The 14,162-nt window shown below is 62.6% G+C and carries 15 protein-coding genes; 9 read left to right on the top strand and 6 right to left on the bottom strand.

Going from position 1 to position 14,162, the window contains the following annotated elements; genetic code table 11:
• Positions 1–375: hypothetical protein (locus FG94_RS28350; protein ID WP_229446011.1), on the top strand; the 375-nt coding region annotated here is incomplete at its 5' end.
• Between the two features lie 90 nt (positions 376–465).
• Positions 466–957, top strand: a complete 492-nt coding sequence (locus FG94_RS20860) for a nuclear transport factor 2 family protein (protein WP_229446010.1) — start codon at positions 466–468, stop codon at positions 955–957.
• A gap of 409 nt (positions 958–1,366) precedes the next feature.
• On the opposite strand, the gene FG94_RS27725 is transcribed toward FG94_RS20860, so the two are convergent.
• The 4 genes from FG94_RS27725 to FG94_RS26205 form a co-directional block, all read right to left on the bottom strand.
• Positions 1,367–1,531 (bottom strand): hypothetical protein, encoded by a 165-nt coding sequence (locus FG94_RS27725; RefSeq protein WP_161783988.1) that lies wholly within the window; start codon positions 1,529–1,531, stop codon positions 1,367–1,369.
• A gap of 140 nt (positions 1,532–1,671) precedes the next feature.
• Positions 1,672–4,092 (bottom strand): heavy metal translocating P-type ATPase, encoded by a 2,421-nt coding sequence (locus tag FG94_RS20855; protein WP_081926111.1) that lies wholly within the window; start codon positions 4,090–4,092, stop codon positions 1,672–1,674.
• Positions 4,093–4,159: 67 nt separating this feature from the next.
• Positions 4,160–4,498: an ISC system 2Fe-2S type ferredoxin gene (gene fdx / locus FG94_RS20850; RefSeq protein WP_036215744.1), complete on the bottom strand. Its 339-nt coding sequence runs from the start codon at positions 4,496–4,498 to the stop codon at positions 4,160–4,162.
• A 620-nt stretch (positions 4,499–5,118) separates the two neighbouring features.
• The gene (locus FG94_RS26205; RefSeq protein ID WP_051996965.1) at positions 5,119–6,276 is read right to left on the bottom strand and encodes an acyltransferase; all 1,158 of its coding nucleotides are present in this window, start codon (positions 6,274–6,276) and stop codon (positions 5,119–5,121) included.
• A gap of 24 nt (positions 6,277–6,300) precedes the next feature.
• Here FG94_RS26205 and FG94_RS27720 point away from each other — a divergent pair, with 24 nt between their 5' ends.
• Positions 6,301–6,483: a hypothetical protein gene (locus FG94_RS27720; RefSeq protein WP_161783987.1), complete on the top strand. Its 183-nt coding sequence runs from the start codon at positions 6,301–6,303 to the stop codon at positions 6,481–6,483.
• On the opposite strand, the gene FG94_RS20840 is transcribed toward FG94_RS27720, so the two are convergent.
• Together FG94_RS20840 and FG94_RS20835 are read right to left on the bottom strand one after the other, a co-directional pair.
• Positions 6,480–7,202, bottom strand: coding sequence for a DUF305 domain-containing protein (locus FG94_RS20840; RefSeq protein ID WP_051996964.1), 723 nt, complete (start codon positions 7,200–7,202; stop codon positions 6,480–6,482). The two genes, FG94_RS27720 and FG94_RS20840, sit on opposite strands and share 4 nt — an antisense overlap.
• Positions 7,203–7,603: 401 nt before the next feature.
• Positions 7,604–8,005 carry a DUF305 domain-containing protein gene (locus tag FG94_RS20835; protein WP_036215720.1) on the bottom strand — a complete coding sequence of 134 codons (402 nt, stop codon included), beginning with the start codon at positions 8,003–8,005 and terminating at the stop codon, positions 7,604–7,606.
• 233 nt (positions 8,006–8,238) lie between these two features.
• Between FG94_RS20835 and FG94_RS20830 the strand changes: the two genes are divergently transcribed.
• The 6 genes from FG94_RS20830 (at position 8,239) to FG94_RS20815 (ending at position 14,150) form a co-directional block, all read left to right on the top strand.
• Positions 8,239–10,737 carry a heavy metal translocating P-type ATPase gene (locus FG94_RS20830; protein WP_036215717.1) on the top strand — a complete coding sequence of 833 codons (2,499 nt, stop codon included), beginning with the start codon at positions 8,239–8,241 and terminating at the stop codon, positions 10,735–10,737.
• A 15-nt stretch (positions 10,738–10,752) separates the two neighbouring features.
• Positions 10,753–11,211: a Cu(I)-responsive transcriptional regulator gene (gene cueR, locus FG94_RS20825; protein ID WP_036215713.1), complete on the top strand. Its 459-nt coding sequence runs from the start codon at positions 10,753–10,755 to the stop codon at positions 11,209–11,211.
• A 103-nt stretch (positions 11,212–11,314) separates the two neighbouring features.
• Positions 11,315–11,509: a heavy-metal-associated domain-containing protein gene (locus tag FG94_RS26810; protein ID WP_081926110.1), complete on the top strand. Its 195-nt coding sequence runs from the start codon at positions 11,315–11,317 to the stop codon at positions 11,507–11,509.
• Positions 11,510–11,853: 344 nt separating this feature from the next.
• Complete coding sequence (locus tag FG94_RS26200) at positions 11,854–12,270, top strand: hypothetical protein (protein ID WP_051996963.1); 417 nt, start codon at positions 11,854–11,856, stop codon at positions 12,268–12,270.
• A gap of 106 nt (positions 12,271–12,376) precedes the next feature.
• Positions 12,377–12,721 carry a hypothetical protein gene (locus FG94_RS27445; RefSeq protein ID WP_152571074.1) on the top strand — a complete coding sequence of 115 codons (345 nt, stop codon included), beginning with the start codon at positions 12,377–12,379 and terminating at the stop codon, positions 12,719–12,721.
• A 10-nt stretch (positions 12,722–12,731) separates the two neighbouring features.
• On the top strand, positions 12,732–14,150 hold the full coding sequence (locus FG94_RS20815) for a TolC family protein (protein WP_051996962.1): 1,419 nt from the start codon (positions 12,732–12,734) through the stop codon (positions 14,148–14,150).
• Positions 14,151–14,162 lie beyond the last annotated feature (12 nt).

Genomic DNA, 14,162 nt, shown 5'->3' with positions numbered 1-14,162 from the left:
CTTGCAGATACGCGCTGCCGTGCTCAACCGCTTCACTCGGCTGGGTACCCCGGTCACGGTCCCAGTGTTATAAAACTGATTACAAACAGCGTCAGCTCGGCCTTCACTCGATTTGCTCAACAAAGCCCGGTGGCGTCGACGCCCGGGCCGGTAGCCGCGGCGCAACAGGGAGTGGACCACGCCAGCGTGGATATCACCGACAAGTCCTCCAGCTGGGGTGCCCTGGTGAAGCAGTCGGCGAGCGGACGCAGCTCTACCTACGCGCGCCACAACCAGGACGGTTCCGTCACGCTGACGCATGTGTACTGGACCCTTGAGGCGGCCGCAAGCTGCGCGAGCTGCGATCACCGCCGGCAGTATCGCGATCACGAGTGATCGAGCATCATCTCCGTCACTGAAAGCTTGGGCGAGGCGAAGCCGTCTCGCCCTTTTTGTATCCCCGGGCGACCATGAATCGGATAGGCCGTGCGCGAAGCGCTGGCCAGCCCCCTTCGTCGATCTTTGATAGAGTCAACGATGATAACGAGACATTTGAACCACTTGGGTCTTGCAGGCTTGCTGTTCGCATCAGCCGGCTGCCTGGCCGCTTCACCCAAAGAGACTGTCGCCGCATTCCACGCTGCGCTAGCAGCCGGCGACAGGGCAAAAGCCCTCAGCCTGTTAGCCCCCGAGGTGGCGATCTACGAGTCCGGTCATATTGAACGCTCACGCGACGAATATGCGAGCCTCCACCTCCCGGGCGACATCAACTTCGCCAGGTCGTCCATGCGCAAGGTGCTCAAGGAGAGCGAGCGTATCGACGGTAACATCGCCATCGTCTGGGAGGAGTCGGAGACAACCGGCATGTCGATGGGCTTGCCGCTACAACTGGTCGGGACCGGGACGATGGTTCTGGAAAAGCGTGGTGATGCATGGACCATCGTCCATGTGCACTGGTCTTCGCGCAAAGTGAAGTAAGGGGCAATTGGAGCGGCAGCTTGCCGCTCCTCCGCCGACGTTGCACCATGAAGTCGGCGACAGCGACCCTGCCTTCGTCTACCCCAGCGCGCACCATCCCGCATGTCGGCGCCGGTATTGCCGACTACCCGCTTAGGTAGAACTCGGACGACGCAAGATACGGATGATCTGCCAAGCTGGTGGATCTCCACGTCTAGCGCGTTGACCAGCATGCCTATTCATGCGCACCGAGCGTCGCTACCAGCAACAGGGAGCTGACCGCCACGCAATTGCGGGACCAGCTCGCTATCCACGAGGAGATCGTCCATTCGACCATCGAAGTCCATTACCTGCCATGATGACCCCGCGGGGCTCGCGGAGGCGCTGATATGCCGTCATTTGCTTTACGCTGCCGGCTTTCGTCCGTACTTCAAGTCCGGCGCCGGGATAGCTTGGCCGTGCGGCTCTTCTTCCCGCGCTGCTGCTTACGGCGCTGGTGTGCGCTGATCGCCATGAAGACTGCGGCTGCAATCGCCATCAGGACGCCGCCAATGACCACAACAGCGTACAGGTGGTCGGTGATTACGAATTTCATGTGAAGTACGCTATTACCCAGAATGATCAATAAACACACTGCTGCTACCATGGCAACTGCCCACATCGTACAGCACTGTGCTGAATACGATACTAGCCGGGTACGCGGCGGCGGTCCGCCCGACAGCCGCCGCAGAGCATTCAGGTTTGCGTGCCTCTCAACCGTAGCGCATTGGCGATGACGGAAACCGAGCTCAAGCTCATCGCAAGGGCCGCGATCATCGGGGACAGCAACTGACCTGTAAAGGGATATAGAACGCCGGCCGCGAGCGGTATACCCATCGCATTGTAGATGAAGGCAAACCCCAGGTTCTGCCGCATGTTACGCACGGTCTGAAGCGAAAGCAGCCGCGACCTGGCAATCGCGCGCAGATCGCCCTTGATCAGGGTAACGTGCGCGGAGTTGATCGCCACGTCGGTCCCGGTTCCCATGGCGACGCCGACATCGGCCTTGGCCAGCGCGGGCGCATCGTTGATGCCGTCGCCGGCCATGGCCACGACACGGCCTTCTTTCTGCAGCCGCTCGACCAGTGCCAGCTTGTCCTGCGGCTTGACCTCGCCGTGCACGTCCTCGATCCCGAGGCGCGCCGCCACCGCTTTGGCAGTCGTGACTCCGTCGCCCGTTGCCATGACGACCCTGAGCCCGGCGTCGCGGAGCGCTGCAAGCGCCTCCGGTGTGGTTTCCTTCACCGGGTCCGAGACCGCAACAAGTCCCATCAGGCGCCCTTCCCGCGCCAGATACATCACACTCGCGCCCACCTGGCGCAGTTCCTCCGCAGTGTGCTGCATGGGCTTCCAGTCGATCCCTTCGCTCTCCATCAGCGCCGTATTCCCGAGGGCGACCCGCTGACCTTGCACGGTACCGCGTACGCCGATCCCGCTCGAGGATTCGAAAGTCTCCGGCTTGTCGAGCTTGAGTTCGCGCTTCCTGGCCTCGGCCACAATGGCGTGCGCAAGGGGATGCTCGCTGCCCTGGTCCAGGCTGGCGGCGACACGCAGCACCTCGTCGCCCTGGAACCCGGATGCGGCGGCGACCCGGTCGAACGCTGGCTTTCCTTCTGTAAGGGTACCGGTCTTGTCGACGATCAGGGTGTCGACCTTTCTCATGGCCTCGATCGCCGCGGCGTCGCGGAACAGTACGCCCTGGGTCGCGGCGCGGCCCGTCGCCGCCATGATCGACATCGGCGTGGCCAGGCCCAGCGCACACGGACAGGCAATGATCAGGACCGCCACCGCGTTGACGAAGCCATATACCCAGCTCGGTTCCGGCCCGAATAGTCCCCAGCCGAGGAGCGTCGCTACTGCAACCAGGACCACCACCGAAACAAAGTAACCGGCCACGACGTCGGCCAGCCGCTGCATCGGCGCACGGGAGCGCTGGGCGCTCGCGACCATCTGCACGATCTGCGACAGCATCGTCTGCGAGCCCACGCGCTCGGATTTCATGATGAGACTGCCGCTGGTATTGATCGTTGCGCCAATCAGCTTGTCGCCGGGACGCTTGGTCACGGGCAGCGGCTCGCCAGTGAGCATGCTTTCGTCGATCGCGCTTTCGCCTTCGATGACGGTGCCGTCGACCGGGACTTTTTCGCCCGGCCGCACGCGCAGCTGGTCGCCGACGTGCACGTGCGACAGCTCCACGTCTTCCTCGCTACCGTCGGCTCGGATGCGGCGCGCGGTCTTGGGCGCCAGGCCGAGCAAGGACTTGATCGCAGCCGACGTTTGCGACCGTGCACGCAGTTCCAGGATTTGCCCCAGCAGCGTCAGCGACATGATCACCGCCGCGGCTTCATAGTAGACACCGATGCGCCCGTGCATCTCGAACGTCGCAGGGAACAGGCCAGGAGCGACAGTGGCAATCACGCTGTACCCGTAGGCTGCCGCCACGCCAATACTGATCAGGGTCCACATATTCGGACTGCGGTTGCGGATCGACTGCCCGCCGCGCACGAAGAATGGCCAGCCTGCCCACAAGACGACCGGTGTGCTGAGTGCCAATTCGATCCAGCTTTGGTACGCCAGCCCATCGCTGAATATGCGGTGCCCCACCATCGCCAGGGCGGTGACAATCACGGTCAGTGGCAGGGTCCACCAGAACCTGCGGCGGAAGTCGGTCAGCTCTGGGTTCTCATCCTCTTCCAGTGTGGGCATCATCGGTTCGAGCGACATGCCGCATATTGGGCAGGTGCCTGGTCCGGGCTGCTGGATCTCCGGGTGCATCGGGCAGGTGTAGATGGTGCCGGCCGGTGCAGCTAGCGGCGCACTCTCCGTCTCTTTTTCCAAATAGGCAGATGGCGTGGCCCGGAATTTGTCCATGCACTTGACGCTGCAGAAATGGTAGAGACTTCCTTCGTGCTCGATCCGTCGGTCCGGCTTGTCCGCGACCTTCATCCTGCAGACCGGATCAGTGAACGGCTTGTCGGCCGCGGCAGTCACTTCGCCAGGCCCGGATGCCGCCGCGGCTCCGGCCTTGCCTGTCGCGTGATGAGGTGCGGAGTGATCGTGATGGCAGTGCTCGTTTCCATGCTCGTGACCTGAATGCTCGTGTGTGTCGTGCTTCATGGTGACTCCCTTGAGAAATGCTTGTTCCTCTGTTCGGTCCTCGCCGCAACCGGCGCCGGGCCCGAGGCTAGGTAGCTTCCTTCGCGTGGTTCAGTGAATACCTGGGAATCTCGACCACGAGGTCGGCTCCGGCAACGACCGCCCGGCATGAAAGCCGCGACTGCTGTTCGACGCCCCACGCACGGTCGAGCATGTCATCTTCGGACTCGCTCGGTGGGCGCATGGACTGTCCGCCCTCGCGCACGATGACGTGGCAGGTCGTGCAAGCCCCGACTTTACCGCAGGCATGCTCGATATCGATATGGTTGTCCAGCAGGGCGTCGCAGATGCTCGTACCAGAGGCAACGTTCAGCTCTGCGCCATTGGGGACATAGTCAGGATGAGGCCGGACAAGAATCTTAGGCATCATCCAGCTCCATGCTTCGCGTGCTGGCCTGACGGTAGCGGCAAAACAGGCAGGGCCGGTCGGGACGGAGTGTGGTGGCTACCCCAGGAACTTCAGGGGGCTGTGCGGAGACCGCGTTGTTCGAATAGTCTGGCGTGAGCGGCCGATGCTCTGCAGCACTGGGCGTCGCGCTGATTGGGCGGTACATGATGGACCTCGCGAATACTGAGTGAATCCATTGTAAACCTTACAACAATGGAAAGGTCAAGCGTATTCGGCTTTGTCGTGGTGCTCAGGCGCAAGCGTCACTATTGATTTAGCGAGCCTTCTAAAGTCAGTACCCTTGCGGGGATTACGGCAACGAGATCATCATTGAATGCGAAGTTCGCCGGACCTGGTCGGCCCGGTAGTCGGCTCGGGCGCCAGGATCTCCGCCGACTTCGCTACTCGCTCAGCCCGAGTCATGCGAACAGTCAGGCCGACGCCAGCTTGGCCCGGCACCCAGCCGCCTAACGCCGAGGACACCTCTGGCCATTCCCACAAGGCTTACCAGGCCGTGCCGCGGACTCGACTGGACCTGTTCCTGGATCTACCGCTCCAAATGAGAACCCTACATTAAGCCGGCGACGGTAGCCTGCCGTTCAAGGGCGAACGGTGCCAAGGCGTGCAAGGAACTGCGCCTTCAGCCATTGACGGACGCGCACGGTATTTGCCTCAAACGGCAGGTAGAAGCAATATGCTCCTACCACCAGCAACATATACATGCCGGCGTAGATCACATAGTGGGAAAGGATGTGGGGCGACAACTGGCCGATTCCGTATAGCGAAGAGATGAAAGACATCATCACAACGATCATCGGCACATGGAGCACGTAAAGGGTAAATGAGAAGTTTGCAAAGAAGCGTCCGATGCGATCCAGCGGGTCAAGCAGTGGGTTGGGCGGGCGTTTGAATTGCATACTGGACAGAAACAATACGAAAACGAGACTAAACAGAAGATACTGGAGATAGCTCGCCGGCGTAATGTCGCTTCTCCCCTTCATCCGAATGTAGACCGCGCTGCCGATCAGCACAAGCAGCAGCCCCCAGCGTAAGCCCTTCCCTGCTTCAATCTTTACCCGCGAGAACGCTGCCCCCAGAAGCCATATCGAAAAATAAAGCACGATGGCGCCATTCAACATTTGGACGATGGCGACGATGGCCAGCACTGCCGCAATACGTGCCATGGTCGTCCTGCCGCGGAACACCAACACCAGCAGCGGGAACAGCACGTAGTACCAGGTCTCGTTCGCCAGGCTCCACAAGGGAAAATTGCCGCCGAACTCAGGCACGAAGATCGTCTGCAAGCCGACCATGTTGCCGAAGAAGGCACTCACCGAGTACGGCTCGCTTGTCGCAAACGACATGCGGGTCGAATCCAGCATCCCAAGTGCAGCACCTGCAAGCAGCACGACAACGAAAGTCGGCACGAGTACAACCCATAGCCGCGACACGCGGTCGATCGCGTAATGTTGAAACGCGCGGTCCGAATCCAGTTTGTTGAGGAAACTGCCTCCGACGAGCCAGCCGCTGAGTACGAAGAAAACGATCACCGCCAAATATGCGAAGCCCGTGCTGAACGCCAGTCCCTGGAAAAGTAAAGGTGGGTTTTCCACGGTACCGAATCCGGGATAAGCCTGGGCGCGCAGGTGTGCCGAAGCCACCTGCAGCGCGGCCAGCCTTCTCAATAGCGAGATCAACATGGAGTGCCAGCAGTCTTCCTGCAGATTCGTTTTCTCAAGAATGGTGATTTTGGGCATGACGTCGTCTTACCGGAGATGGGCTTGGAATCACTTTATAAGCCAACTGCTGTTGGCATTGTGACCAGTCCCAAAGCCGATCGCATTCCGCCGGCGGCCGCGTCGAAACGTGCTGGCGAGTTGCGCGCCAGCGATTTCGAGCAGGAGCACCTCTCAACCGCTATCCCAATCTCAGTTGACTTCTGGATCGCCCCTGGTACTGCTTAATGCTCTCTGTCCTTACGTCTATCTTCGGCAATCGGGACGAACCCGCAGTCGGAGTACTTTTTGCAAAGCATTTCCCTCATGTCGTTAATGCCGTTTTTCTGGACGATCACGATATTCTCGCAGTAGCGGCCCAAGCCGTCATGCCTAATGTCGCTCTTGACCGTGCAGTGAATACTTGGTGCCAGTGCGCTCAGGTGGTGGTTGCTCATTGACCGCAGGAAGACCTGGTTGAATTGGGCGCCGGTCTGTGCCGTCTCAAGCATGGCAATCATTCGGCGAGCGTGCACCGAAAGCTCCGGATTATGCTGGATACCGTACCACTCCCTGAGCATGCGTTGGGCGTGCGCAATTTCCTCTCGCTGCACTCGATTTTCCATGCGGGCCATCGACCTGATCTCCTCGTCGCTCGCCTTGGCCGGCGTTGCGCCAAACCCTGGCGTTGGCGATGTTCCTTCCTGAGGGTTGACGACCTGGGTATCCCGCGTGGTGTCTGTTCCGGCCGCGAGCTCCGTCATGCGCAGCGCTGAGTAATGGTGGTCGATGATGAAAACAAGATAGTTCTTCTCGAACTGCGCGGTGCTCCCTCTGCCCGGCCCATCCGCATGGGCGATGCCAACGGTAGCGGCTAGTATCCCAAGGCCCAGCAATGCCTTCCCTGCGAGTTTGCGTGATTGATCCCATGCCTGTAAACGGCCCAACTTCGTGTCCAACGCGTCCATGTCATCCCTCCACGAGCAAGTTTAGGTGGTCAATGGATGGGAACTACCAAGCCGGCACGCCGAGGCGTTCCGTCGCATGCTGTCGAGCCCCCACGGCGCCGCTTTCGCTTCACTGATGGCCGAAACATGGGCGGCAAGCGGCTAATGAGCTCAGACGCGCGCAGGCGAGTCGAGTTCCACAGGGAGCAAATGGAGGCTGCGTATGCGAAGGTGCTTATACCCGACAGCGAGGGAGGGCAAGCGTGCAGTCAACGCAGGACGGGGAGCGGATTGAAACGGCGGGAAATCGCACAGCACCGTCATCTCCGCTGGCGCAGGAGGAATTCGGTGCAACGTGCCAAGGCTATCAGCATCGGCCTTTGGCGCGCTGCACGCGCTGTTTAGCTTATTTGCCGCCCCTGCTATTTTCCGGACCGATCATGCCTGGCCATCCAATCGTCGAGCTTCTTGATTTCCTTGGTCTGGTCCGCGATTATTTTCTTTGCCATCTTCTGCATCTCTGGATCCTTGCCGTTCTTGAGCTGGGCGCGCGCCATGTCGAGGCCAGCCTGGTGGTGCGAGCGCATCATCATCGCGAAGTCATGGTCATGGTCGCCAGTCATTTTCATGCTCGACATCTTCTGGTGCATTGCTTCCATGCTCTGCATCATTTCGTGGCCGCTCCCTGCATGCTGCTGGTTGCCGGCTGCAGGAGCCGAGCCATGCTGAGCGTGCCCGGCTTGGGCAAACGCGCTTCCGGCCGCACCAAGGACCAGCGCAACGGCGCCTACTGCAGATAGAACTCGCGACTGAACGGTTTTCATCGCCGCCTCCTTTTGATGTGTTGGTTCGTGCAGCGCCCTTCGCCGCACGTGCTCGCGCCATCAACCGACAGACGCATGCAACCGCGCTGTGCGGTACCACACCTAGAAGTCCCACGCCGCCCCGCATCCTCCCGGCCGACATTTTTCCTGTTGTCCCGTCGCGCCCCTCTTGACCTTCCCACGATGGCAAGCTTTAGACTAATCGCGTGTAAATTTAAAGCTTGGAGCGAACCATGAGCTTGACCAGCACGACGAGTGCACGCGGCACGACTACGATCAGCCTGCCCATCGAGGGAATGACCTGCGCAAGTTGCGTGGGACGGGTAGAGGCGGCCCTGGCCAAGGTGCCGGGTGTCGAACGTGTTTCCGTCAATCTTGCCACCGAACGGGCGGAAGTCCGGCCGGCCGGTAGCGTCGACCGGATGACGCTGGTCAAGGCCGTCGAGAAGGTCGGCTACGAGGTCCCAGCCAGCACGGTAGAACTGGCGGTGGAGGGGATGACCTGCGCTTCCTGCGTCGGCCGCGTCGAGCGCGCACTGGCTGCAGTGCCGGGCGTCGCACAGGCGACGGTGAACCTGGCTACGGAGCGCGCCACGGTCCGCGGCGTCGCCAGCGTCGAAAGCCTGGTGGCGGCGATCGACAAGGCGGGCTATGCATCGCGGCCGGTCGATGCCGCCGCGCGCGCCGACGATGAAGCCGCGGAGAAGAAAGACGCGGAGCAGGCGGCCCTGAAGCGCGACCTGATCCTGGCCGGCGTACTCGCCCTGCCCGTCTTTGCCGCCGAGATGGGTTCGCACCTGATTCCGGGTGTTCACGAGTGGATCATGGCAACGATCGGCATGCAGGCCAGCTGGTACCTGCAGTTCGTGCTGACCGCGCTGGTGCTGGCCGTTCCGGGCCGGCGTTTCTACCAGAAGGGCCTGCCCGCCCTGCTGCGCCTGGCGCCGGACATGAATTCGCTCGTCGCAGTCGGTACGGCAGCCGCATTCGGCTACTCAGTCGTCGCGACCTTCGCGCCAGGCATGCTGCCTGCCGGCACCGTCAACGTGTACTACGAAGCGGCGGCCGTCATCGTCGCGCTGATCCTGCTGGGCCGCTATCTCGAAGCCCGCGCCAAGGGCCGCACCTCGGAAGCCATCACACGCCTGGTCGGACTGCAGGCCAGGGATGCCCACGTGCTGCGCGATGGCCGTGTCGTCGACATTCCGGTGGCCGAGGTCGCGCTTGGCGAACTGGTCGAGGTCCGGCCCGGCGAACGGGTGCCGGTCGACGGCGAGGTGACTGAAGGGCGCAGCTACGTCGACGAGTCGATGATCACCGGCGAACCGGTCCCGGTCGAAAAGATCGCCGGCAGCAGCGTCGTGGGCGGCACCGTCAACCAGCAGGGCAGCCTGAGGGTGCGCGCCACCGCAGTCGGCGCGCAGACCATGTTGGCCCAGATCATCCGCCTGGTCGAGCAGGCACAGGGTTCCAAGCTGCCGATCCAGGCCGTGGTCGACAAGGTCACCCTGTGGTTCGTCCCTGCCGTCATGCTCGCCGCCGCGCTGACCTTCGCGGCCTGGTTCGCCTTCGGGCCTTCCCCGGCGCTGAGCTTCGCGATCGTCAACGCCGTGGCGGTGCTGATCATCGCCTGCCCTTGCGCTATGGGCCTGGCTACCCCGACCTCGATCATGGTGGGTACCGGACGTGGGGCGGAGATGGGCGTCCTGTTCCGCAAGGGCGAAGCGCTCCAGCTGCTCAAGGATGCCAGGATCGTGGCGCTCGACAAGACCGGCACCCTGACCGAGGGGCGCCCTGCCCTGACCGATCTCGAGGTCGCGCATGGATTCGACCGCACCGAGGTATTGGCGAAGGTTGCCGCAGTGGAGTCACGTTCGGAGCATCCGATCGCCCGTGCCATTGTCGAATCGGCGACTTCGGAAGGGATTGCACTGCCCGCGCTGGCCGATTTCGACTCCGTAACCGGGATGGGCGTGCGCGCCGCGCTAGCCGGGGTCGAGGTTCAGGTCGGCGCCGACCGCTACATGCGCTCGCTGGGCATGGACGTCGGCGTCTTCGCCGATACCGCCGAGCGTCTGGGCAGCGAAGGCAAGTCGCCGCTGTATGCCGCCATCGACGGGCGTCTGGCCGCCATCATCGCGGTGGCGGATCCGATCAAGGCCGGGACGCCGGCGGCCATCGCGGCGCTGCACCGACTGGGCCTGAAAGTGGCGATGATCACCGGCGACAACCGGCGCACGGCGGAAGCGATCGCGCGACGCCTGGGCATTGACGATGTTGTGGCCGAGGTGCTCCCGGCAGGAAAAGTGGAAGCGGTGCAGCGCCTGAAACTCGCCCATGGCCGGGTCGCCTTCGTCGGAGACGGCATCAACGACGCGCCGGCCCTTGCGGAAGCGGACGTCGGGCTGGCCATTGGCACCGGCACCGATGTTGCTGTCGAATCGGCCGACGTCGTGCTGATGTCGGGAAGCCTGCAGGGCGTCCCGAACGCCATCGCCCTGTCGAAGGCCACCATCGGTAACATTCGACAGAACCTGTTTTGGGCCTTCGCGTACAACACGGCCCTGATTCCCGTAGCTGCGGGCGCGCTGTATCCCGCCTTCGGCCTGTTGTTGTCCCCGGTCTTTGCGGCCGGCGCCATGGCCCTGTCCAGCGTCTTCGTGCTGGGCAATGCCTTGCGTCTGCGCCAGTTCCAGGCACCGATGATGGCGTCCGGCGGCACCGCTGGATAAGAAAGGAGAATGACGATGAATATCGGAGAAGCATCCAAGGCATCAAAAGTATCGGCCAAGATGATTCGTTACTACGAACAGACCGGCCTGATTCCTCCGGCCAGCCGGACCCACTCCGGCTACCGGGCATACACTTCGTCGGACATCCACCGCCTGCACTTCATCCGTAACGCGCGCGACATGGGGTTCTCAGTCGCGGAGATCAGCGACCTGCTCAGCCTGTGGAACGACAAGTCGCGGCACAGCGCGGACGTCAAGCGCCTGGCGCAGGAACATATCCTCGACCTGCAGCGACGGATGGCGGCCATGCAGCAGATGGTCGACACCCTGGGAATGCTGGTCAGCTGCTGCGCCGGTGATGAGCGCCCCGATTGTCCCATCCTGGCCAACCTGGCGCTGCCGGGCGACAATCCTGAGGAGCCAGATCAGCGCACCGGTGCGTTGCAGCGGCACCCGGCCAGAGCGAGCCTTTAATCCTGGGCTTACCGGCGCCGGCGTGGCGACGAGGCGGGACGCTTGACCTTCCAACCGTGGCAACCCTTATGCTGACGGTTCACATTGAAAAAGGAGTTTTATCATGCAATTTCTTCTTGACGACATGACCTGCGGCGGATGCGCGCGTAGCGTCACCAAGGCCATCCAGTCGGTCGATGCGCATGCGGTTGTCGCTACCGATCCACCGGCGCGGCTCGTTACAGTTGAAACCTCCGCACCACGGGCTCAGATCGCCGAAGCGCTTCGTGAGGCTGGCTTCCCGCCGCGGGAATCTTGACCAATCCCGGGTTCAAAGGGTGAACGCCGGCGGTGTCCTCAAAATGTGGGCACCGCTCCTTCAAGCGAATTGGTGTCGCAGAACTCTGATCCAGGGACTAGCGTCATGCAATCGCGGCCAAGGTCATTCTCGGCAGCCGCCCGCCCCCAATTATCGACAAGGTCAGGCCTTTGCTGTTGTCTTCAAACCCAGACTGCCGCGATGCTTCATTGCCCATGCACTGCAAGCGTTCAGAGGCGCACCGCAAACTTACGTTTAGCTACAAATTGAGGGGCTCCGACGGACTTTGCTCAGGCTTAAACCTGTTACAACGCGAAAACTGTCGTGCTATACTCGCCGCACCTATGAACCGTCTGCTCACGACATTGCTGGTATGGCTCCTGATGGCCGCACTTCCGCTGCACGCGGTGGCTGCGTCCGTCAGCATGTCCTGCGCACCGGTTCAGCAGCAATCCAACGCGGCAGAAATGGCCGACCACGCGTCGCACGCTGCCGCCGATGATTCGCATGCCCACCATGGAGTGCACGCCATGGATTCCGCCGAGACCGCAGCTGACGGCGATGCTTCCGATACCAAGGCAGGGAAGCTTTCGCACTCCTCTTGCAGCGCATGCTCGGCATTCTGTATTGGTGCCGTTGCTCCTCCCTCTTCTTCGCTCTCGGTTCCCAGCTTTGACGGATCTGAGGCGGTTATCGTCGCCCCTGCCGACCTTGTCGCCGGTTTCATCCCCGACGGCCTTCAACGCCCTCCCCGGCAGTAATCCGCTTAATCGACCAAGCCTTCGTGCCGGCACCTAGCCGCGGCAGCGAAGCGCCTTGGAGTTTGGTGCTCCCGCGCACCTCATGACCGATTTCGAGGATTGAAATATGAAACTCAAGCTGTGGGCTGCTTTTGCCGCCCTGTCCGCTGCTGCGCTTGGAGCCCAAGCCCAGCAGTCCAACCGCACGCCCGACCCGACCGATCCGTCCGTTGCCGTTCCTGCGACCGTGTATGAATCCGTGCTTACCGGCCACGTCCCGCCCGCGAACAACAACCAGACGCCAGACAAGGCCTGGCGCGCTGCCAATGATGCCCTTGCGGGCCAGGCAGGTCACGCCGGCCACGGCAGCCACTCCGCCCCTGCTGCCGCGCCGGTCCCCGCACCTGCCAACGACGCGGCACGCCAGGCGCCACCGGTCGCCCCATCCAAGGATCAACACAAGCATCATTGAGTCGAAGCCGATGAGAACAATACAAAAACACCCAGCCCTTCGCAGTATCGTGATCGGCGCCATTGCCCTCACGCTCGGCGGTTGCGCCACCTTCTCCAAGGACGGGGGCCTCGACGCCGTGTCGTCCATGACCACCGAGCGCATCGGCCAGGATATCCGTCTGCCGCGCGGTACGAGTGCGGAAACCGAAGCGCAGGAGGAACTGTCCGCGCTGCTGAAGCAGCCCCTGACTGCCGATCATGCAGTGCGCGTCGCCCTGCTCAACAACCGTGGCCTGCGTGCGTCGCTTGCCGAACTGGGCGTTGCCGAAGCCGACCTGGTACAGGCCGGCCGGATGGCCAACCCGTCCTTCAGCTTTGGCCGCATGAAGGGTCACGAGGAAACCGAGATCGAACGCAGCGTCATGTTCGATCTGGTCGGACTGATCACGATCCCGCTGCGCCGGGACATCGAAGGGCGCCGATTCGAAAGTGCGAAGCTCGTTGCCGCTACCGAAGCGGTTCGCACTGCTGCGGACACGCGCAAGGCCTGGTTCAATGCGGTCGCGGCCGCGCAGTCCGCCCGCTACGCCGAGCAGGTGCGCGAGGCCGCGCAGGCGAGCGCCGAACTGGCAACGCGCATGGCCAAGGTTGGTAACCTGAGCGCTCTCGACCAGGCGCGCGAGCAGGCATTCTCCGCCGAAGCCACCACGCAGCTCGCGCGTGCGCGCCACAACGCGATGGCCGCACGCGAGCAGCTGGCAAGGCTGATGGGCGTCTGGGGCGCGAACGTCGCTTTCCAGCTGCCAGACAGGCTTCCCGATCTGCCAGGCGCGCCGCGCGAACCCGGCAGTATCGAAGCGCTCGCGATGCAGCAGCGTCTGGACGTCCAGCTGGCGAAGCTAAGCACCCAAGCGACGGCGCGCGCGCTGGGCCTGTCGAAGGCCACCGGCTTCGTCAACGTGCTCGAGGCCGGGTACGTGAACGCGAGCAAATCCGGCGAACCGCGCGAGAACGGCTACGAGATCGAGCTTGCCCTGCCGCTGTTCGACTGGGGCGGCGCCCGCATCGCGAAGGCCGAGGCGCTCTACATGCAGTCGGTTCATCGCACCGCCGATACCGCCATCTCGGCCAGGTCCCAGGTGCGGGAAGCGTATTCCGCCTACCGGACCAGCTACGACGTGGCGAAGCACTACCGTGACGAGATCGTCCCGCTGCGCAAGAAGATCTCGGAAGAGACCCTGCTGCGCTACAACGGGATGCTCATGAGCGTGTTCGAGCTGCTGGCCGATGCGCGCGCGCAGATCAGTGGAGTGAATGCGGCCATCGAAGCGCAGCGCGACTACTGGATTGCCGACACCGACCTGCAGGCTGCCATCAACGGTACGGGCGGCGCCACGGCCCGCATGGCCGGCGGCGCAAGCGCTGAAGCCGCTGCCCCAGCACACTAAACAAGGAAACAA

Origin of the sequence: Massilia sp. LC238 (assembly GCF_000735635.1) — a bacterium.
Lineage (GTDB): Bacteria > Pseudomonadota > Gammaproteobacteria > Burkholderiales > Burkholderiaceae_D > Telluria > Telluria varians.
The sequence above is the reverse complement of the archived record's forward strand: the minus strand, read 5'-3'. Positions and strand labels throughout refer to the sequence as shown.

Coding starts and splice junctions, on each gene's coding strand:
- FG94_RS27725 (WP_161783988.1), bottom strand. CDS start 1,531: ATGAAATTCGTAATCACCGACCACCTGTACGCTGTTGTGGTCATTGGC.
- FG94_RS20855 (WP_081926111.1), bottom strand. CDS start 4,092: ATGAAGCACGACACACACGAGCATTCAGGTCACGAGCATGGAAACGAG.
- fdx (WP_036215744.1), bottom strand. CDS start 4,498: ATGCCTAAGATTCTTGTCCGGCCTCATCCTGACTATGTCCCCAATGGC.
- FG94_RS26205 (WP_051996965.1), bottom strand. CDS start 6,276: ATGCCCAAAATCACCATTCTTGAGAAAACGAATCTGCAGGAAGACTGC.
- FG94_RS20840 (WP_051996964.1), bottom strand. CDS start 7,202: ATGGACGCGTTGGACACGAAGTTGGGCCGTTTACAGGCATGGGATCAA.
- FG94_RS20835 (WP_036215720.1), bottom strand. CDS start 8,005: ATGAAAACCGTTCAGTCGCGAGTTCTATCTGCAGTAGGCGCCGTTGCG.
- FG94_RS20830 (WP_036215717.1), top strand. CDS start 8,239: ATGAGCTTGACCAGCACGACGAGTGCACGCGGCACGACTACGATCAGC.
- cueR (WP_036215713.1), top strand. CDS start 10,753: ATGAATATCGGAGAAGCATCCAAGGCATCAAAAGTATCGGCCAAGATG.
- FG94_RS26810 (WP_081926110.1), top strand. CDS start 11,315: ATGCAATTTCTTCTTGACGACATGACCTGCGGCGGATGCGCGCGTAGC.
- FG94_RS26200 (WP_051996963.1), top strand. CDS start 11,854: ATGAACCGTCTGCTCACGACATTGCTGGTATGGCTCCTGATGGCCGCA.
- FG94_RS27445 (WP_152571074.1), top strand. CDS start 12,377: ATGAAACTCAAGCTGTGGGCTGCTTTTGCCGCCCTGTCCGCTGCTGCG.
- FG94_RS20815 (WP_051996962.1), top strand. CDS start 12,732: ATGAGAACAATACAAAAACACCCAGCCCTTCGCAGTATCGTGATCGGC.